The organism is Rhizobium sp. 9140 (assembly GCF_900067135.1).
Classification (GTDB): domain Bacteria; phylum Pseudomonadota; class Alphaproteobacteria; order Rhizobiales; family Rhizobiaceae; genus Ferranicluibacter.
Map to the genome: position 1 here is coordinate 2878662 of NZ_FJUR01000001.1, position 18741 is coordinate 2897402.

The 18741-nt window shown below is 62.7% G+C and carries 15 protein-coding genes; 4 read left to right on the forward strand and 11 right to left on the reverse strand.

The window, feature by feature from the left end:
* Positions 1 to 4: 4 nt before the first annotated feature.
* Positions 5 to 943 carry a DMT family transporter gene (locus tag GA0004734_RS13500; RefSeq protein WP_092934448.1) on the forward strand — a complete coding sequence of 313 codons (939 nt, stop codon included), beginning with the start codon at positions 5 to 7 and terminating at the stop codon, positions 941 to 943.
* Between the two features lie 475 nt (positions 944 to 1418).
* Here GA0004734_RS13500 and metF read toward each other — a convergent pair whose 3' ends face one another.
* The 4 genes from metF to GA0004734_RS13520 form a co-directional block, all read right to left on the reverse strand.
* Positions 1419 to 2333 carry a methylenetetrahydrofolate reductase [NAD(P)H] gene (metF, locus tag GA0004734_RS13505; protein WP_092934450.1) on the reverse strand — a complete coding sequence of 305 codons (915 nt, stop codon included), beginning with the start codon at positions 2331 to 2333 and terminating at the stop codon, positions 1419 to 1421.
* Entirely contained in the window at positions 2334 to 3347 is a 1014-nt protein-coding gene (locus GA0004734_RS13510; RefSeq protein ID WP_092934452.1) for an ArsR/SmtB family transcription factor, read from the reverse strand.
* A gap of 221 nt (positions 3348 to 3568) precedes the next feature.
* On the reverse strand, positions 3569 to 5218 hold the full coding sequence (gene ettA / locus GA0004734_RS13515) for an energy-dependent translational throttle protein EttA (RefSeq protein ID WP_092934454.1): 1650 nt from the start codon (positions 5216 to 5218) through the stop codon (positions 3569 to 3571).
* Positions 5219 to 5369: 151 nt separating this feature from the next.
* Positions 5370 to 6413: a ribonuclease T2 family protein gene (locus tag GA0004734_RS13520; protein WP_092934456.1), complete on the reverse strand. Its 1044-nt coding sequence runs from the start codon at positions 6411 to 6413 to the stop codon at positions 5370 to 5372.
* Between the two features lie 161 nt (positions 6414 to 6574).
* On the opposite strand from GA0004734_RS13520, the gene GA0004734_RS13525 reads away from it, so the two are divergent.
* Positions 6575 to 7525 (forward strand): alpha/beta fold hydrolase, encoded by a 951-nt coding sequence (locus tag GA0004734_RS13525; protein WP_092934458.1) that lies wholly within the window; start codon positions 6575 to 6577, stop codon positions 7523 to 7525.
* A 47-nt stretch (positions 7526 to 7572) separates the two neighbouring features.
* Here GA0004734_RS13525 and GA0004734_RS13530 read toward each other — a convergent pair whose 3' ends face one another.
* Positions 7573 to 7914: a TIGR01244 family sulfur transferase gene (locus GA0004734_RS13530; protein WP_092934460.1), complete on the reverse strand. Its 342-nt coding sequence runs from the start codon at positions 7912 to 7914 to the stop codon at positions 7573 to 7575.
* Positions 7915 to 7990: 76 nt separating this feature from the next.
* The gene (locus GA0004734_RS13535; protein WP_092934462.1) at positions 7991 to 8836 is read right to left on the reverse strand and encodes a DUF4432 family protein; all 846 of its coding nucleotides are present in this window, start codon (positions 8834 to 8836) and stop codon (positions 7991 to 7993) included.
* Between the two features lie 197 nt (positions 8837 to 9033).
* Between GA0004734_RS13535 and GA0004734_RS13540 the strand changes: the two genes are divergently transcribed.
* Together GA0004734_RS13540 and GA0004734_RS13545 are read left to right on the forward strand one after the other, a co-directional pair.
* Positions 9034 to 10425 (forward strand): L,D-transpeptidase family protein, encoded by a 1392-nt coding sequence (locus GA0004734_RS13540; RefSeq protein WP_092934464.1) that lies wholly within the window; start codon positions 9034 to 9036, stop codon positions 10423 to 10425.
* Positions 10426 to 10666: 241 nt separating this feature from the next.
* The gene (locus tag GA0004734_RS13545; protein WP_092934466.1) at positions 10667 to 11968 is read left to right on the forward strand and encodes an NAD(P)/FAD-dependent oxidoreductase; all 1302 of its coding nucleotides are present in this window, start codon (positions 10667 to 10669) and stop codon (positions 11966 to 11968) included.
* Between the two features lie 66 nt (positions 11969 to 12034).
* Here GA0004734_RS13545 and GA0004734_RS13550 read toward each other — a convergent pair whose 3' ends face one another.
* The 5 genes from GA0004734_RS13550 to GA0004734_RS13570 form a co-directional block, all read right to left on the reverse strand.
* On the reverse strand, positions 12035 to 12727 hold the full coding sequence (locus GA0004734_RS13550) for a ParA family protein (protein ID WP_092934468.1): 693 nt from the start codon (positions 12725 to 12727) through the stop codon (positions 12035 to 12037).
* A gap of 185 nt (positions 12728 to 12912) precedes the next feature.
* Positions 12913 to 14058, reverse strand: a complete 1146-nt coding sequence (locus tag GA0004734_RS13555) for an iron-containing alcohol dehydrogenase (protein WP_092934470.1) — start codon at positions 14056 to 14058, stop codon at positions 12913 to 12915.
* The gene (locus GA0004734_RS13560; RefSeq protein ID WP_092934472.1) at positions 14055 to 15440 is read right to left on the reverse strand and encodes an aldehyde dehydrogenase family protein; all 1386 of its coding nucleotides are present in this window, start codon (positions 15438 to 15440) and stop codon (positions 14055 to 14057) included. Before GA0004734_RS13560 ends, GA0004734_RS13555 begins: the two co-directional genes overlap by 4 nt.
* Before the next feature lie 87 nt (positions 15441 to 15527).
* A complete protein-coding gene (locus GA0004734_RS13565; RefSeq protein WP_092934473.1) occupies positions 15528 to 16892 on the reverse strand; it encodes a glutamine synthetase family protein in 1365 nt (454 codons plus the stop codon).
* An 89-nt stretch (positions 16893 to 16981) separates the two neighbouring features.
* On the reverse strand, positions 16982 to 18565 hold the full coding sequence (locus GA0004734_RS13570) for an amino acid permease (RefSeq protein WP_092934475.1): 1584 nt from the start codon (positions 18563 to 18565) through the stop codon (positions 16982 to 16984).
* Between the last annotated feature and the right edge of the window lie 176 nt (positions 18566 to 18741).

Genomic DNA, 18741 nt, shown 5'->3' on the forward strand with positions numbered 1-18741 from the left:
CAGCATGTCGATCGCGATGACGCCGGTGGAAACGCGGATGACGCCGCTCACCTGGGGCCTTTTGGCGTTGCTCGGGCTCATCTGGGGGGCCTCGTTCTTCTTCGGCCGCATCGCCGTTCAGCACGTTCCCGCCTTCACGCTGGTTTTCCTGCGCGTCTTCATCGCCGCGGTCGCGCTGCATCTCTTCATTCGCGGCCGGTTCGACATCTACGCCCAGCTCGTCGCACGGTGGCGTACCTTCCTTGTCCTCGGGCTCATCAACAATGCGATCCCCCACAGCCTGATCTTCCTTGGGCAAACGCAGATCGGTGCCGGCCTCGCCTCCATTCTCAATGCGACGACGCCGATCTGGACCGTGCTGATTGCCCACGCGCTGACCGACGACGAGAAGCTGAGCCCGCGGAAACTGGGCGGCACCGCGCTTGGCCTTGCCGGCACGATCTTTCTCATCGGCCCGAGCGCTGTCGGCCATCTCGGCGCAACCTCCGCCGGCATCCCGCTCTGGGCTCTGGTCCTGCCGCTCGGCGCCGCGATCAGCTATGGTCTTGCGGGGATTTATGGCCGCCGCTTCAGGGCGCTCGCGCCTCCAGTCACCGCCGCCGGCCAGTTGACCGCCTCAAGCCTGATCATGCTGCCCGTCTCGCTGCTGGCGGATCATCCTTGGACTCTGGAGATGCCGCCGCTGACGACGATCCTCGCCATCCTCGCGCTGGCGCTTGTGTCCACCGCCTACGGCTACATCCTGTTCTTCCGGATCATGGCGCGGGCCGGGGCGACGAATACCTCGCTCGTCACCCTGCTGGTGCCGCCGAGCGCCCTCCTCTTCGGGCTCGTCTTCCTCGGCGAGCGTCTCGACACGACCGACATCGGCGGCATGACGCTGATCGCAGCCGGCCTGATCGTGCTGGATGGGCGCCTGCTGGCCCGCAGCAGGACGCGCTAGAGATCACGCGACAGAGGACAAACCATCAGGCCTGTCGCATTTCGGCCGCAGACGTTAACGATGATCGCTTTGGCACAGGAAGTTGTTAACAGCCGAGAACAATCCATTAATGCGTATTAAATAAGCAAACGCAAGGACTTAGGATTTTTATGCGTCCTTTTGCCTCTCAAGCCACCGCAGTGCAGCACAAGATTTCCTTGGAGGTGTGACATTTTCAACCTATGTTTCATGCGTTAACGCTTGGAGGGTGGAATGGGAATCGCACGGTCCGTGAATGTTCTCATGATAGGTGCCTCGTTCGCATTCGTTGCGATGATGCTCTTCATCTAGGAGGAGATGAAAATCTCGGTGGCCTTGAGGATGGAGGCCGACGGGAAACTCTCAGCGTGGGACGGGAGAATATCGTCTCCCTGATCTGGCAGGCAAAAGCCCTCGAAATGAACCTTCGAGGGCTTTTGTACGTCCGGGCTCAATTTCAGGCAGCGGCACCCTCGACAACTGCCTCATCCGTACGCTTGAAACCCACGAGATCGCAGACGGCCGTGATCAGCGGCGAGCGGTTCATCGTGTAGAGATGGAAATCCCGAACACCGCGTCGCGCAAGATCCACGATCTGCTCGGCCGCGATATGCGTCGCCTCCTTGAAGCGCTCTTCCGGAGACTCGTCGAGATGCGCAAGCCGAGCCGACAGGGCTTCGGGGATACGCGCGCCACAGAGACCCGCAAACTTCGAAACCTGCCCGAACTGGTTGATCGGCAGGATGCCGGGAACGACGGGTATCGAGATCCCGGCCTTGCGAACACGCTCCAGATAGCGCTCGAAATCATTGTTGTCGAAAAAGAACTGGGTCAAAGCCCGCGTCGCCCCATTGTCGACCTTGCGCTTGAGCATGTCGATATCGGCATCGACATCGGAACTCTCCGGATGCTTCTCGGGATAGGCGGAAACCGAAATCTGGAACCGGCCGCTGCGGGAAAGCGCAGCGACGAGCGCCGCCGCATTCTCATAGCCATCCGGAAAGGGTTGGTACTGCGCACCGATGCCGCCCTGCGGATCACCGCGCAGCGCCACGAAATGCCGAACCCCCGCTGCCGCGAACTCCTCGACAACGGCATCGACCTCGGCCCGCGTCGCGCCGACGCAGGTTAGATGCGCGGCCGTGCCCGGAATGGCGCAATCGTCGATCAAACGGCGAACCGTAGTCAACGAACGCGCCTTGGTGGAGCCGCCCGCCCCATAGGTAACGCTGACGAATTCCGGCGCGTAGGCGTTCAGGGCCGCAGCCGTCCGTGTCAGTTGCGCATCCATTTCCTCGGATTTCGGCGGAAAATACTCGAAGGAGAGGCGCAGATCGCCGCGCTCGGCCGGATAAAGCGTGCGGGTGGACATTCAGCGGGCTCCTGAAGCAAGACGTCGGGTCTGGTCGGCAGAGGAATCGGCGGGCTTGCCGGCGATCCAGATGGTCACGGTGAGCGGTGTATCCTGCGCCGCCTTCGGCGAAAGATCGATGACACGCTGGACGGAAAGGCCGGCCATTTCCAGCCATTCTCCCATCACCTGATGCGAAAAACCAAGACGCAGATGGGCATGATCCTGACGCAGATGCTCAAGCGCATGAGGCGCAAGATCTACGATCGCCAGACGTCCACCGGGCGCCAGCAGGCGCGCCGCCTCCTCGATGGCCGCTTCCGGCGCTTCGAGAAAATGAAGGACCTGATGGATCGTCACCAGATCGAACTGACGGCCATCGAGCGGCAGGTTGAAGATATCGCCGTGGCGCACGGAGGCCGTGGAGACCCCGGTGCGGTCGAGGTTGGCGCGTGCGACCGCCAGCATGTCCCGGCTTGCATCCACGCCCGTGGCCGTCTGGTAGAGTCCCTCGAAGAGCTGGAGAATGCGGCCCGTCCCCGTCCCGAGATCAAGCAGGCTCTCCACCGGCTCCGGTCCGACAGCCGCCACCAGCGCCGCCTCGACCTCCGCTTCGCTCACATGGAACCGCCGCATAGCGTCCCATTCCGCGGCGTTGCGGCTGAAATAGGCCTGCGCACGATCGGACCGGGCCTGTTTCAGCGCGGTCAGACGCTCGCTGTCCCGCGCGAGAACGGCGTCGTCGCCATCCGCCGCGCCGAGGATCTGCCGAACCAGCGCAACGCTCTGTCCCTGCCCGCGAAGACGGAAATACGCCCAGGCCCCTTCCTGGTAACGGTCGATCAGGGCGGCTTCCGTCAAGAGCTTCAGATGGCGAGAAATGCGCGGCTGCGACTGCCCGAGAATCTCTGTCAGATCCGTTACCGTCAGATCTCCAGCAGCCAAAAGAGCGAGCAACCGCAGGCGCGTCGGCTCTCCCGCCGCCTTCAGCACATCCACCACCTCATCCAGCCGCAATCTCGTCTCGCTTGTCATGCTCTTCCCATCAACACATAAAGATATGTTTATGTGATAAACGGGAGATCTGCAAGCGGAAAGACGGAGTGACACGAATGCGCACCCCGACGACGGCATTCATGGCGAAAGCGTTTAGACCTCCGCACACTTTCACTGGCGCACCGGAAAGCAGGCCAGAGAGTGATGCGTGCCGCTCCAAACGAAACGGCACGCTGGAAGCGATCCTTGCGAACCGGCGATTACCGCGTCAGGCGTTTGTAGGTGACGCGGCGTGGGTTGACGGAGTCCGGGCCGAGACGACGGACCTTGTCCTTTTCGTAGTCTTCGAAGTTGCCTTCGAACCACTCGACATGGCTGTCGCCCTCGAAGGCGAGGATGTGCGTGGCGAGGCGGTCGAGGAACATGCGATCGTGGCTGATGATCACGGCGCAGCCTGCGAACGCTTCCAGAGCCTCTTCCAGGGCCGAGAGCGTTTCCGTATCGAGGTCATTGGTCGGTTCGTCGAGAAGGATGACGTTGCCGCCGTCCTTCAGCATCTTGGCGAGGTGCACGCGGTTGCGCTGACCGCCCGAAAGCGAACCCACCTTCTGCTGCTGATCGCCGCCCTTGAAGTTGAACGCACCGCAATAGGCGCGGCTGTTCATGTCGTATTTGCCGAGCTTGATGATGTCGTTGCCGCCGGAAATCTCTTCCCAGACGGTTTTGTCGCCACCGAGCGAGTCGCGGCTCTGGTCGACATAGCCGAGATCGACCGTTTCGCCGACGGTGATCTTGCCGCTGTCCGGCGTTTCCTGACCCGTGATCATGCGGAATAACGTCGTCTTGCCGGCGCCGTTCGGCCCGATAACGCCGACGATGCCGCCCGGAGGGAGCTTGAACGTCAAGTTGTCAATCAGCAAGCGGTCGCCATAGCTCTTCGAAAGGTTCTCGGCCTCGATGACCACCGTCCCCAGCCGCTCTCCGACCGGGATAACGATCTGCGCTTCGCCGGGCTTCCGGTTTTCTGCTGCTTCCACCAACTCGTCATAGGCCCGGATACGCGCCTTCGACTTGGCCTGGCGGGCACGCGGGCTGGACGCCATCCATTCCTGTTCGCGCGACAGCGCCTTCTGCTTGGCGACGTCCTCACGACCTTCCTGGGCGAGGCGCTTGGCCTTGGACTGCAGGTAGGCGGAGTAGTTACCTTCGTAAGGAATGCCGCGGCCGCGGTCTAGCTCGAGGATCCAGCCGGTGACGTTGTCGAGGAAGTAGCGATCGTGGGTGATCATCATGACGGCACCCGGATATTCCCGCAGGTGCTTTTCGAGCCAGGCGATCGTTTCGGCGTCCAGATGGTTTGTCGGTTCGTCGAGAAGCAGAAGGTCCGGCTGCGACAGAAGCAGCTTGCAGAGTGCCACGCGGCGGCGTTCACCGCCCGACAGCGCCGTGACGTCGGCATCGGCCGGCGGGCAGCGCAGGGCGTCCATGGCCATTTCGACCTGGCTGTCGAGATCCCAGAGGTTCTGGCTGTCGATGACGTCCTGCAGACGCGCACCTTCGTCGGCCGTCTCGTCTGAATAGTTCATCATCAGTTCGTTGTAACGCTCAAGCACGGCCGTCTTGTGGGCCACGCCTTCCATCACGTTGCCGAGCACGTCCTTTTCGGCATTGAGATGCGGTTCCTGCGGCAGGTAGCCGAGCGTCGCACCTTCGGCCAGCCAGGCCTCACCGGAATATTCCTTGTCGAGGCCGGCCATGATGCGCAGGACCGTCGACTTACCGGCACCGTTCGGGCCGAGAATACCGATCTTCGCGTCCGGGTAGAACGAAAGATGGACATTCTCCAGGACCTTCTTGGTGCCGTAGGCCTTGTTCAGCCCGGCCATGTGATAGATAAATTGACGCGCCATGCTCGATCAATGCTCCGCGGGAATTGGAATTTGGCCCGCTATGTAGGCGAATTGCGCCGGGGGAGCAATGACGCTCGCCGTCATTTCCACCCACATACCCTTCGGAAGCGCTTGCGCGACGAGAGCCAAATGCCGCCGCCGGGCTCCATCGCTAGCGAACGTCAACCAGCTTGGCAGCCCCGGGCGCCATTTGCCCAGCGACGGCCTGACGTTCGGGACGAACCCGGCCCGCCGCATCCACGACACCCCCATTGCAGCGCGACCGTGTCGGCGCTGCCGCATGGATCAGAGCCCCGAGATCCGATGTTTCTTCCATCGTTGCGGACAGACCGATCGTCAGCCCCGTGACCAGCATACGGTCACCGACCTGCCGGCACTGGAGGCGAATACGATCCCCGGCTCCAGCCGCAAAACTCTCGTCGAATGCGGCCTTAACCTCGGCCTCGGTGATATCGCTGCCGATCCGGCTTCGAAACAGCGCGCCGACAGCCGACGCGTTGACGGCGTCCAGCAAACGGATCTGCAGGGAAAAATACGCATCGGGATCGAAAACCTGACAGGTACCGCTGCGCAGCCATGTGTGGCGGTCGAGGCCCGAGGCGGTACCCGGCATGGAAGCGGCAAGCTTGGTCGCGACGTCCGCCGAGAGCGGTACGGCCGGCAAGGCCAGCCAGTCGCGCTTCCGATCTTCGGCCTGTAGCGTCTCGGAGACCTTGCAGAAGCTGTTGCGGACCGGCCAGAGCCCCGCGAGTGTCAGGTGCGTCGCATCCGCGCGCCCACCACTTTGCCCAACGCATTCAGGCCGCTTCGCCCTGGTTTCGCAAAAGGCGGGTAGCCAGCTGAGACCGAGGACGAAGCCGGTTTTGCCGGGCACTGACGGACGTGTCTCGACCTTCTGCGTGACGGAGGGATCAGGCTGTATCCGAACAGATGTTGGCGGCGAGGCCTCCGCTGCAACGGGCAGAGCTGGCGTCACGCTGGGAAGGATCCCGGATGTTCCGACAGGAGCTGCGCTGTCGGCAAGGCGGGAAGCCTCCTGTCCGATCGCCGCTTGAGGAGCCGTTAACTCCGCGGCCTGCACGTCATACCCAGCCCAACTTGCCGTGATGATGGCGCACGATACCAGCACCGGACGAAAGGTGTGCAGCCACCGCTTCAGAGCGATTACGGTGATTTCCATATATGTTGACGTCATCTCTACCTCCAGAACAAACCATGATCAATAGAGGGCTAAAACAGGAATAGCGCAAGCGCGATTTACGTATAGCGGCAATTTTTTTAGACAATCCTCATGTTGACAGACCCTGTTTCAGGACGGGATAGTGGTGCTCGGGACGGCTTGGGGAGGTGGTAAAGGTGGCATTCGAAGAGGCTCGGCTCGCAAGTCCATCTGGGGCGGACCTTGCGCTCTACTATATAGCAGCAAGCACCGGGCCGCGCGGCGTGCTTCTGATAAACCATGGTCTCGCAGAGCATGCTCGGCGGTATCAGGATTTCGCGGCCGCCATGGCCGCGCGGGGTTTTGCGGTCTATACGCACGATCATCGCGGGCATGGCGCGACGCGAAGTGCTGCACAGCTGCAGGGGAGATTTGCGCCCGATGACGGGATCGGCGCGGTTCTGGCGGATGTTGCTGCCGTCAGGAACCATGCGGTTTCGCGGCATCCCGGTCTTCCCGTCATCCTTTTCGGGCACTCGATGGGGGGGTTGATCGCATTGAATGCGGCGGAAGCAGAGCCCAGGCTCTATGACGGCCTTGCCGTCTGGAACGCCAATTTCAACCCGGGCCTTGCCGGCCGGTTCGGGCAGGGATTGCTGGCCATCGAGCGCATGTTGAAAGGCTCGGACGTTCCGAGCCCGCTCGTTCACCGCCTCTCGTTTGGAACGTGGGCGCGGACGATACCGGCGCGCAGAACGGACCTGGACTGGCTTTCGCATGACCCGGCAGAGGTCGATCGCTATATCGCCGACCCGCTCTGTGGATTCGACGTCACGGTTTCGCTGTGGATCGACCTGTTTCGCATGAGCTATGCGGGCGCCCAGCCTGACCGCCTCCGCCGGCTGCCGCCCGGCGTGCCGATCAACCTAGTCGGCGGCGGAGAAGACCCGGCCACAGAGATGGGCAAGGCCATGCAGTGGCTGCAAGCTCGGATGAAAGCGGCGGGCCTGCGAGAGGTCACGGCAACCATCTACCCGGGCGCGCGCCATGAGACGCTGAACGACACCAACCGCGAGCAGGCGATCGACGACTTTTCAGCCTGGTGCCTGCGTGTCGTTGAGAACAAAGACGAGCGATCTCCGGTATGAAGGCGTTGCGGGGCACCGGATGCCCCGTCGCCGATTATCCAGCAACGTTAGCCGCGAATATGCTGCGTCTGCTGGTAAACCGCGGTCGAGCGCGCGCCGGAGCGGCAGTAGCCGAGTATGGGGCGCTGGAACGTATCGAGCGCATCGACCATCTTGTGAACGGCGTCGGCGGTAACGCCGGCCGGGCCGACCGGGATGTGCATCGTTTCGATGCCCAGTGCATGCGCGCGCTGTTCGATCTCGGCAAAATCCGGCTGGCCGGGCTGTTCGTGATCGGGCCGATGGCAGACGATCGACTTGAAGCCCAAGGCCTTGATCTGATCAAGATCGGCCGCGGTGATCTGGCCGGTTACGGAATATTCATCGTTGATCGGGCGGATATCGTCCATGCAAGTTCTCCTCGACGCGCGGCGTGCCGCAACCTTCGTTCACGAAGATGTAGGACGCCTTTGCGGCGCACGTCAATCATGGCCCACGGGCCGAAGCGTCATCAATGAGGCCGAACATCAGTTCATAGGCAATCGACTCACCCGGCATGAGCATGGACAATGCACCGCTTTCGGAAAGCGCCGAACGTTTGGCGATCCTGTGCGATGCCGGCTCGATGCTGACCACATCGGCGTCACCGCGCTGGCAGCGCCACAGCTGCAGGAACGGCAGGCTGTCGGTCTTGAACCGGACCTCGAGGATGCGATGTCCCAGCGCCGGAAACGGCCCGATGCCGACCCTCGCCCACCCATCCGGATCGACCGCCGGAAACAGCACATGCGCGCTCTCGCCAACACCGAATCGCCATCCCAGCGATCCATCCGGAATCATGTCTCCCCGAATGCGGGTGTTGTCGTCAAACAGCCGACCGGCGATATTCAGATGATACATCCACATGGGCGGGAACGGCGCCCCGCCGATATTTTCGATTCGGTCCTCGAGATGAACGGCGCCGCGCGTCATCGACCATCTGCGCGTCAGTCGCGCGCCTCCGCCATCGGCGAGAGGGACATCGACGATCGCAAAGCACATGCTTTCCGTCGCGGTCAGCGTCTCCGATGGCACCTTCGTGCCGGACAGAGAGCCGTGCAGTGGATAGTGTCCACCGCTCAACACCGGCTCGGGATGCCGGATATGGTCGGGACCGCACGTGAAAAGAAAGCCCTTCAGCGCCTGGTCGATGCGCGGATCGCCGTCAGAGGGGATGGCGTGGCCCGGCGAAAGATCGATACCATCGACCACCAGCGCCGCGACATCCACGGCCGATGCGGGATCGAGCAACAGCGTCACGATTGTCCCGTCATGGCTTCCGTCCATGCGCATCTCGTCACCTCTTCGGAGCGCTCGAAGCGTCTCTCTTGCCGTCGGCCGTCTTGCCCGGCATATGGTTAGCAGTTCTTTAACGTTGGATTCAGTCTTTTCATATTAACGTCCCATTCCGCTTGTAGCTCGCGGGTCGGCCCGCCCATCAACAGGTTCTTGTCGTGACCATTGCTCCGAGACGTATCCCTTCTTTCCTCATGGCCGCCCTCGTGGCGGCCGGCTTCACGCCGGTTTCCACACCGGCTGCGGCGCAGTCCCGCATCGCGCTGTCTCCAGATCAGGTTCTGGTGACGCCGCAGGGCGATATTCTCGACTATGTGCCCGAGAACGGCGAGGTGCGGGTAATGCGCGATGCGCGCGGTCGTACGGTGCTGGTCGATAACTGGGGCAACATCGTCGCAACGGTGATGGGATCGCGTGCCGCAAACGAAGGCCGCCGCCGCCCGCCACCGGATCCTTACGGTGCGGAACCCTACGGCGACGAAGCTTTCGGCGGCCAGCCCTCCCGCGACAGAACCTTCGGAAACGAGGCCTACGGTGAACGTCCCTATATCCGGCAGCGCGGCGGTGCGGATGGCGTGCCGGATTACCGCAATTTCGTGCCCCCGGGCGTCGAGCGTGGCGATCTTCCGACCACCGGCCAGGACGCTCCCCTGGACGAAAATGACATGGCCGCGCTTCCGCCGGAACAGCCAACGGCATCGCAGGGCACCACCTTGCCGCGTGCGGCGGCGATCACCAGCAAGTCCAGCGCGGAAATCACCGCATTGCAGGTCTTCCTCGATCGGGAAGGTTTCTCTCCCGGTGTGATCGACGGCAAGAATGGCTCGAACGTCACCAAGGCCATCGAAGCCTGGCAGCAGGCGACGGGGGAAACGCTCGATCCGAACAATACAGACGACACGCTGGAGCGCCTGCGCCTCAGCGGCGGGCTCGCGATCACCAGCTACACCATCACAGCGGCGGATGCGGCAGGACCCTATGTCGCGGAGATTCCGGAAGACTACGCCCACAAGGCTCTGCTTCCGCACATGTCCTTCACCTCGACGACGGAAATGCTCGGCGAGCGCTTCCATATGGACGAGGCCTATCTGCGCGAACTGAACCCCGGTGTCGATTTCACGATTCCCGGGACGATCATCAAGGTCATCAATCCGGGCGAACCAAAGACGGGCAAGGTCACGCGCGTCGTTGCCGACAAGGCGCGCAAGCAGGTATTTGCCTATGACGAGGCAGGCGCGCTGATTGCGGCCTATCCCGCGACGATCGGCTCGTCGGATACGCCGTCACCCTCCGGCACCGTGCAGGTCGACCGGATCGCGCTCAATCCCGGCTACACCTACAATCCCAAGATCAATTTCAAGCAGGGCGAGAACGACAAGGTCCTGACCCTGCAGCCCGGCCCCAACGGCCCCGTCGGCACAGTCTGGATTGCACTGTCGAAGCCGACCTACGGCATTCACGGTACGCCGGAACCGTCGAAGATCGGCAAGACACAGAGTCACGGCTGTGTACGGCTGACCAACTGGGATGCGACGGAACTGGCCAAGATGGTGAGCGTCGGCACGACGGTGGAGTTCCTCGAATAAGGCGATCGACGGTCTGCCGCATCGACGGGAAAAACGGCTGCCGCGACAGCAATGACGGTATTCGGAAAACGGAATTGTCGGATAAATCCGACCGTCCAGCAAAATCTCGCAATAATCCTCGGTCGACTGGCGACGCGGATCGCGCCGGCTCATCACGTCATCCGCTATTGTCATGACGCAAGGCGCGGGCGATCGGCTATTTCTGCGGTGAAAGACCTAGCGATACGACAAGGATGGCCGCATGGCGGATGAACGCGCGCGTTACAAGATCGGGCCGAACCTCTGGCATGCAACCGCACCGCCCGCACCGCAGACCGCGGCCCTGCAGACGGATGTGACTGCAGATGTCGCCGTGATCGGCGGTGGTTTCACCGGCCTGTCGGCGGCGCTGCACCTTGCGGAACAGGGTGTGAAGGTCGTCCTCATTGAAGCCCGCATGATCGGCTTTGGTGGATCGGGTCGCAATGTCGGGCTCGTCAATGCGGGCATGTGGACGAAGCCGGCTGATCTCATCGCCTCGCTCGGCAAGGAGCCCGGCGAGCGCCTTCTGCACGCGCTCGGCGATGGTCCGACGCTCGTCTTCGACCTGATCGCCCGGCACGAGATCCGGTGCGAGGCCGTTCGCAACGGCACGCTGCATATGGCCGTGGGTGCCGAAGGCCTCGGTGACATTACCGATCGGCAGGCGCAGTGGGCGGGCTTCGGCGCGCCGGTGGAGGTGCTCGATGCGGATCGCGCGCGCCAGTTGACGGGTGCGGAGGGTTTTGCGGGCGGCCTTCTCGACCGCCGTGCTGGAACGATCCAGCCGCTGGCCTATGCCCGGGGTCTGGCGCATGCGGCCGTCAACGCCGGCGTTCGGCTCTTCACCGAGACACCGCTGACCGGCGCCACCCGCCGGGGAAGTGATTGGGTGTTAAAAACCCCGGCCGGCAGCGTGACCGCGCCAAAAGTCGTCCTCGCCACCAATGCCTATGGCACACTGGTCGAGGGCATGCCCTGGAGCGCGCCGACGACGGAGCTGACGATTCTCCCCTATTTTCAGTTCGCAACGAAGCCGCTGTCGGCAAATGTCGCGGCCACGATCCTGCCGGAACGGCAGGGGTGCTGGGATACCGGCATGGTGATGACCTCGTTCCGCATGGACCAGCAGAACCGCCTGATCTTCGGCAGCATCGGCCGTCTCGATGCCTTGGCGACCGGCACGCATCGCGCATTCGCAAAACGTTCGGTGACGGCACTCTTTCCCCGGCTCGGCGATGTCGATTTCGAATATTGGTGGGATGGCCGCATCGGCATGACCACCAACGCCCTGCCCCGCCTGCATACTGTGGCACCCGATGTTCTTGCGGTCAGCGGGTACAATGGCCGCGGCATTGCACCCGGCACCGTGTTCGGCCGGGCGCTTGCCCATCACATCGCCGGCGGCACCTCCGCGATGCCACTCGATGAAACGCGACTCGCACCCGATCCGTTGCGAACGGTCAAATCGGCGTTCTACCATGTCGGCGCGCAGGCGAAGCACCTGATCGACCGACGTTTCTGAGAGCGACAGGGAATCGTCCCTCCGCAGGACGCGGCACCGATCAGGCCGCGTCTTCCAACAAGCGGGTCAAGCGGCGCGGCGGAAGGCGCGGGTGACGTGGAGCGGCACGAGGTGGCGGACCTCCTCGGCAAACACCCGGGCATTCTCTCTCGCCTTGTCGAGATTGCTGACGCGAGCCGGATCCATGGTCTGCAGCGTGCCGCCGCAATCGAACACGTCGCGGAAAGCCGCACGCTCGATGATCGGCGTTTCCAGAACGCGCACGTTGCGGCTGGCCAGAAGCCCTTTCACGACCTGCAGCGCCCGCGTCGTCACCAGCGAGCTGACACGTGTCAGAACCACGGAATGATCGATGCGCACACCGGCCTGCTTCTCCAGCTGGGCCAGCAGCTCCAGCACCTGCGCCCCGCCCTTGGCATCCATGGAACAGCCCTGAATAGGGATGAGAACGTGGTCGGAAAGGCCGATCGCCGTTGCCAGCAGGCTGTTGCGCGCACCGGCAAGATCGATGACAAAATAATCGGTGCTGCGGCGGTTCTCGATGATGTGGCCCTGGATTGACGCCATCGTGATTTCCGAGATGACATCGATGTTCGGCACGCGGCCCGAAATGTCGTGCCATGTCGAAATCCAGCGCTGCGGGTCGGCGTCGAGCACCGTCACACGGTTGCCGGCACGTGCCAGTTCGGTTGCGAGAATGAGTGCTGCGGTGGTCTTGCCCGCGCCGCCCTTGGTGTTGGCGAATGTGATGACTGGCATGGAAACCTCGTTGGGGATGCAAAGCCCCGGTTTGCCCCGCAAACAGCTCCAGCCCCTGAAGCCGCTGTGGTTAACCGAACCTTTCAAATCGTGGTTAACGAAGTGTTAACTCGCCATACGAGAACCAATGAGAGACAGCCTGGCGCGAGTTTCGGAAGACGCTCGCGCCAGGCTGCATTTCAAGATCAGATCGTTTCGATGAACAGCGCCCGCGCCGCATCGAGCGTCAATTCGACCGGGTTGCCGCCGGCCGTGGGATCCACGATCGCCATTTCCGACATGCGCTCGATCTGGTCGGTGCCGACACCAAGACCCGAAAGTGCATCGGGAACGCCAAGGCTCGACCGCAGGTCGAGCACATAATCGGTGAAACCGTCGAACCCGCCGGAAATGCCGAGATAAGCAGCGGCCCGGGCGATCTTCTCCTCGATGGCAGGGCGGTTGAAGCGCAACACCGCTGGCATGACGACAGCGTTGGTCATGCCGTGATGGGTGTTGTAGAGAGCGCCCACCGGATGCGACAGCGCGTGAATGGCGCCGAGGCCCTTCTGGAACGCCACGGCGCCCATCGCCGCTGCACTCATCATATGGGCGCGGGCCTCGATATCCTGCCCGTCGTCAAATGCGCGCGGCAGATATTCCTTGACCAGACGCATGCCTTCAAGCGCGATACCCTGCGACATCGGGTGGTAGAACGGCGAGGAATAGGCTTCCAGGCAATGCGCAAAGGCATCCATGCCGGTGCCGACCGTGATTACCTGCGGCATGCCGACGGTGAGTTCGGGGTCGCAGATCGTCACGGCAGGCAGGAACTTCGGATGGAAGATGACCTTCTTCGTGTGCGTCTTGTGATCGGTGATGACGCTGGCCCGGCCGACCTCCGAGCCGGTGCCGGCCGTCGTGGGCACAGCGATGATCGGTGCGATGCCGGAAACGGAGGCCCGTGTCCACCAGTCGCCGACATCCTCGAAGTCCCAGACCGGCCGGGTCTGGCCCGCCATGAAGGCCACGGCCTTGCCGAGGTCGAGCCCGGAGCCGCCGCCGAAGGCCACGACGCCATCATGACCGCCGTCGTGGAAGGCCTTCACGCCGGCTTCGAGGTTGACGTCGTTCGGATTGGGATCGACATCCGCAAAGATCGCGCGACCGAGGCCGGCTGCCTGCAGACTATCCAGCGCGTTCTGCGTGATGGCCATAGGCGCGAGGCCGCGATCCGTCACGAGCAGCGGCCGCTTCATGCCCACGGCCTTGCAGTGCTCGGCGAGTTCCTTGATGCGCCCTGCCCCGAACTTGATGGCCGTCGGGTAGCTCCAGTTAGCGGTGATGGTCATGCCGTGACTTTCTTCAAATGGTAGGATTTCGGCCGGGTCAGATTGTGGAAACCGAAGATGGAGAGCGAACCGCCACGACCGGTTTCCTTGACGCCCGTCCAGCAAAGGGCGGGATCGAGGTAGTCGGCGCGGTTCATGAACACGGTACCCGTCTCGATCTCGGCGCCGATGGCGGCGGCGCGTTCCGGGTCCTGCGTCCAGAGCGAGGCCGTCAGCCCGTATTTGCAGTCGTTCATCAGCGCAAGCGCCTCCGCGTCGCTCGACACCTTCATGATGCCGACGGCGGGGCCGAAGGTTTCCTCGGTCATGAACTCCATGGAATGATCGACATCGACGAGGATCTGCGGCGCGAGATAGGCACCGCCGTCATCGGCCGGAAACAGTTTTGGATCGATCGTCGCCCGCGCGCCCTTCGAAATGGCGTCGGCGATCTGCGCCCGCACGACAGCGGCGAAGCGCTTGTTGGCCATCGGCCCCAGCGTCGTTTCTGGATCGAGCGGATTACCAAGCGTGTAGTTCGACACCCAGGCGACCGACTTCTCGACGAAATCGTCGTAGAGACTTTCGTGCACATAGATACGCTCGATGCCGCAGCAGCACTGACCGGAATTGTAGGTGGCGCCGTCCATCAATGTATCCACGGCGGCGTCGAGGTCGGCATCCTCCATGACATAGCCTGGGTCCTTGCCACCGAGTTCAAGGCCGAGCCCGGTGAAGGTGCCGGCCGCCGCGCGCTCGATCGATCGGCCACCCTCGACGGAGCCGGTGAAGTTGACGAAATCGAAGCTCTTGGCGGCGATCAGCCGCGCACTCGTCTCGTGGTCGAGGAAGAGGTTCTGGAACACATCCTCCGGCATACCGGCCTCGCCGAAGGCACGCACCATGCGTTCGCCGACGAGCAGCGTCTGGCTCGCATGCTTGATGATGACGACATTGCCCGCCATCAGCGCCGGCGCAATCGTGTTGATCGCCGTCATGTAAGGATAGTTCCACGGCGCGATCACGAAGACGACGCCGTGCGGTTCGCGCACGATCCGCCGCTCGAAGCGGTCACTCTCCTCGATCACCATCGGCTTCATGGCATCGGCGGCAATCGAGGCGACATAGTTCGAGCGCTCGTTGAAGCCGCGGAACTCGCCGCCATACTTTACCGGCCGGCCCATCTGCCAGGCAAGCTCCGGCACCACGTCGGCCGCCATCTCGTTCAGCCGCGTCACGCCCTTGAGCACCAGCTGCACGCGCTCCTCCAGCGGCCGCTTGGCCCAGGACTTTTGCGCCTTTCGCGCACGCGCAACGGCCTGCGCCGCCGCTTCATAGGGCATGGTCTCCCGCTCGGCATAGACCGAGCCGTCGACCGGCGAAATGCATTGAATCATCGTCATCAGGGTCTCCGGAAGAAGTCGGCCCGCGTGCCAAAGTCACGACGTGGTCGGGTTCCCAGGCATGCCGCACCCGGCAAGCTTTTGCAATCACGCACGTTCGAAACCGCGCGCCACCTCCCAGTCCGTCACGCGGCGATCGTATTCCTCCTGCTCCCAGGTGCCGGCACGGGTATAATGGTCGATCACGTCGTCGCCGAAGGCCTGACGCAGCATGGCCGAGTTCGTCATCAGGTCCGTCGCGTGCCGCAGGGTCTTCGGAATCTCGCGAATATCCTTGCCGGAATAGGCGTCGCCCACGAACGGCGCCTCCAGTTCCAGCTTGCCCTCTATGCCGGCGATGCCCGCCGCCAGAAGTGCAGCCATGGCGAGATAGGGATTGAGGTCGGAGCCGCCGACGCGGCACTCGATGCGAATGCCCTTTGTGCCCTCGCCGCAGAGGCGATACCCGGCCGTGCGGTTGTCCTTGGACCAGACGGCCTTGGTGGGCGCAAATGTGCCGGCCATGAAGCGCTTGTAGGAGTTGATGTAGGGCGCAAGGAAATAGGTGATCTCGCCCGCATGCGTCAGCAGGCCGGCGATATAGTGCCGCATCGTCTCCGACATGCCGTACTCGCCTTGCGTATCAAAGAAGTGCGGCGTCTTGCCGTCGAGGCTCCAGAGCGACTGGTGAATGTGCGAGGAGGAGCCGGCGGCATTCATGTGCCATTTCGCGAGAAATGTGATCGCCTTACCCTTCGACCAGGCGATCTCCTTGCAGCCGTTCTTGATGATGACGTGCCGGTCGGCCATATCGAGTGCTTCGGCATAGCGAACGTTGATCTCCTCCTGGCCGGAGGACGCCTCGCCCTTGGAGTTCTCGACCGGAATGCCGGCACCCTGCAACCCCTTGCGGATGGCCCGCATCACGTCCTCTTCCTTCGTGGTCTGGAAGATGTGGTAGTCCTCATTGTAGCCGCTGGCGAGTTTCAGGTCGCGATAGCCGCTTTCGCGCGCATGGTCGTAGGTCTGGTCGAACAGGAAGAATTCGAGCTCGCTCGCCATGAAGGCTTTCAGCCCCATGGCTTCCAGCCGCTTCACCTGCCGCTTGAGGATGGCGCGCGGCGAATGCGGGACTTCCTGATGCGTGTGGTGATCGAGCACGTCGCAAAGCACCAGCGCCGTGCCTTCGAGCCACGGAATCCGGCGAAGGGTGCCGAGATCCGGCTTCATCGTATAGTCGCCATAGCCAGACTCCCAGCTCGTGGACTTGTATCCGGTCACCGTCTCCATTTCGAGGTCGGTGGCCAGCAGATAGTTGCAGCTATGCGTTTCCTCGAACGCACTCTCGACGAAATACTCGGCCTGAAAGCGCTTTCCCATCAGCCGCCCCTGCATATCGATCTGGCAGGCAAGGACCGTGTCGATACGACCTTCGGCAACGTCGGTCTTCAGCTCTTCGAACGAATACGTCATCGGGCGTCCTGTCTGCGATGGTCGGAATGCATTGGTGTCTGTCATCGGCGGCACCCGGCTTTCGGGTGCCGCCTCGCTTGCGGAGCGTCTTATGCCTGGCCCACGGCCTTTTCCGCTGCGGCAATCTCGGCCGCGCGGCGCTTGACCTCCTCGCCGATCGGCGGACCGCGGAAGCGGCGCTTTTCGAAGCCGAACCAGATCACGCCGGTGAGAACGAGGAAGCCCACGGTGACGTAAAGCGCCGGACCGTTCGGCGGCTGCACGCCGAGAACGAAGATCAGAATCATCGCCAGAACCGTCAGGCCGGCAAAGAGCTTGAAGACGCCCTCTCCGAGATTCCACGGCCCCTGCGCCGGCCATTTCGACGTCCCCCAGGCAAAGAGGCCGAGCGTGATCGGAATGGCAAAGGAGAAGAACAGGAAGATGACCGTGCAGGAGACGACGATGGTGTAAACAGGCGTCTCGCCAATGGTGATCAGCGACGAGCCCCAGACGAAGAGCACCGAGAGGATCGATCCGGTCCAGATGGCGGAGACCGGCGTGCGGAATTTGGGGCTGACCTTGGCCAGAGCCTTCGACGCCGGCAGACCGCCGTCACGCGAGAAGGCGAAGATCATGCGGGAAACGGACGTCACCGTCGCGAGGCCGCAAAGCCACTGGCACAGCAGGATCGCGAGATAGAGCACATCCTTGACGATCGGGTTCATCTGCGTGTCCATCGACCAGAAGAACACGTTCCAGCCCTGAGCCGCAGCAGCCGTCATGCCGTCGGCGACCGTGCCGTCGGCAAGCGGCGCCTGCGCCGGGATCATCAGCACGAACGAGCACAGCATGATATAGCCGAAGAGCGCCGACCAGAGCACCGACGAGATCATCCCGCGCGGCACCGATGTCGCGGCCTTGACCGTCTCCTCCGACGTATGCGCCGACGCGTCGTAACCTGTGATCGTGTAGATCGGCAGAAGCAGACCGAGCAGGAACACCCAGGTGGAGGATGTTTCCGGCCAGACATTGCCGCCGGCAGCGCCCGAGAAGTTGGAGAATGTAAAGAGGCGGGCGATATCGTAGCTATCGGCGGCGATCAGGCAGGCCAGCGACAGCAGGATGGCCGTGACGAAGATGAGGTAGCCGGAGAAGTCCGTGAGCTTCGCCGTCAGTCCTATCCCCATGTGATTCACGAGCGCCTGCAGGCCGGTGATGACCACGAGGAACAGGATGCGGAACGTGGTCGTATCCTCGAACCCGAAATACGGCGTGCCGAAGGTGCCCATGAAGAAGTAGTAAGTGCCGACATTGATGGCGCCGAGCACAGTGACGAGGCCGAGCAGATTGAACCACGCGGTCAGCCAGCCGGTGAAGCGGTTTCCAAGGATCGAGCCCCAATGATAGAGGCCGCCGGCCGTGGGATAGGCCGAGGAGATCTGCGCCATCGCCATGGCGAAGACGAAGGAGACGAAGCAGCCGATCGGCCAGCCGATCCCGATGGCGGCCCCGCCGGCTCCCGCCGTCGCCTGCGCCAGCGAATTGATGCCGCCGGAAAGAATGCAGATGATCGAAAAGGAAACGGCGAAGTTCGAGAACGAGCTCATGCGTCGCTCGAGTTCCTGCGCGTAACCCATGGAATGTAGGACCTGTAGGTCCGCATGCTTGTCGACATCGCTATAGTCGGACATGATTTTCCCCTCTGAACGCTCGGCGCCGGGCGGTATTGCCGGATGCCGGTGCAGCGGTACGCGACCGTGGTGGCGCGCGAACGCTGCAACGCTTGATCGTGCTGCGTGTGTGCCCCGTTTTTCAGGTTCGTTTCGAGGTCTTCACGCAGTCGTGCCAGTGCCCCCGCCAACGAAGC

What these genes read in the sequence shown, in the direction of transcription:
- GA0004734_RS13500 (WP_092934448.1), top strand. Translation starts at nt 5, where the DNA reads ATGTCGATCGCGATGACGCCGGTGGAAACGCGGATGACGCCGCTCACC.
- metF (WP_092934450.1), bottom strand. Translation starts at nt 2,333, where the DNA reads ATGTCCACCCGCACGCTTTATCCGGCCGAGCGCGGCGATCTGCGCCTC.
- GA0004734_RS13510 (WP_092934452.1), bottom strand. Translation starts at nt 3,347, where the DNA reads ATGACAAGCGAGACGAGATTGCGGCTGGATGAGGTGGTGGATGTGCTG.
- ettA (WP_092934454.1), bottom strand. Translation starts at nt 5,218, where the DNA reads ATGGCGCGTCAATTTATCTATCACATGGCCGGGCTGAACAAGGCCTAC.
- GA0004734_RS13520 (WP_092934456.1), bottom strand. Translation starts at nt 6,413, where the DNA reads ATGACGTCAACATATATGGAAATCACCGTAATCGCTCTGAAGCGGTGG.
- GA0004734_RS13530 (WP_092934460.1), bottom strand. Translation starts at nt 7,914, where the DNA reads ATGGACGATATCCGCCCGATCAACGATGAATATTCCGTAACCGGCCAG.
- GA0004734_RS13535 (WP_092934462.1), bottom strand. Translation starts at nt 8,836, where the DNA reads ATGCGCATGGACGGAAGCCATGACGGGACAATCGTGACGCTGTTGCTC.
- GA0004734_RS13540 (WP_092934464.1), top strand. Translation starts at nt 9,034, where the DNA reads ATGGCCGCCCTCGTGGCGGCCGGCTTCACGCCGGTTTCCACACCGGCT.
- GA0004734_RS13545 (WP_092934466.1), top strand. Translation starts at nt 10,667, where the DNA reads ATGGCGGATGAACGCGCGCGTTACAAGATCGGGCCGAACCTCTGGCAT.
- GA0004734_RS13550 (WP_092934468.1), bottom strand. Translation starts at nt 12,727, where the DNA reads ATGCCAGTCATCACATTCGCCAACACCAAGGGCGGCGCGGGCAAGACC.
- GA0004734_RS13555 (WP_092934470.1), bottom strand. Translation starts at nt 14,058, where the DNA reads ATGACCATCACCGCTAACTGGAGCTACCCGACGGCCATCAAGTTCGGG.
- GA0004734_RS13560 (WP_092934472.1), bottom strand. Translation starts at nt 15,440, where the DNA reads ATGACGATGATTCAATGCATTTCGCCGGTCGACGGCTCGGTCTATGCC.
- GA0004734_RS13565 (WP_092934473.1), bottom strand. Translation starts at nt 16,892, where the DNA reads ATGACGTATTCGTTCGAAGAGCTGAAGACCGACGTTGCCGAAGGTCGT.
- GA0004734_RS13570 (WP_092934475.1), bottom strand. Translation starts at nt 18,565, where the DNA reads ATGTCCGACTATAGCGATGTCGACAAGCATGCGGACCTACAGGTCCTA.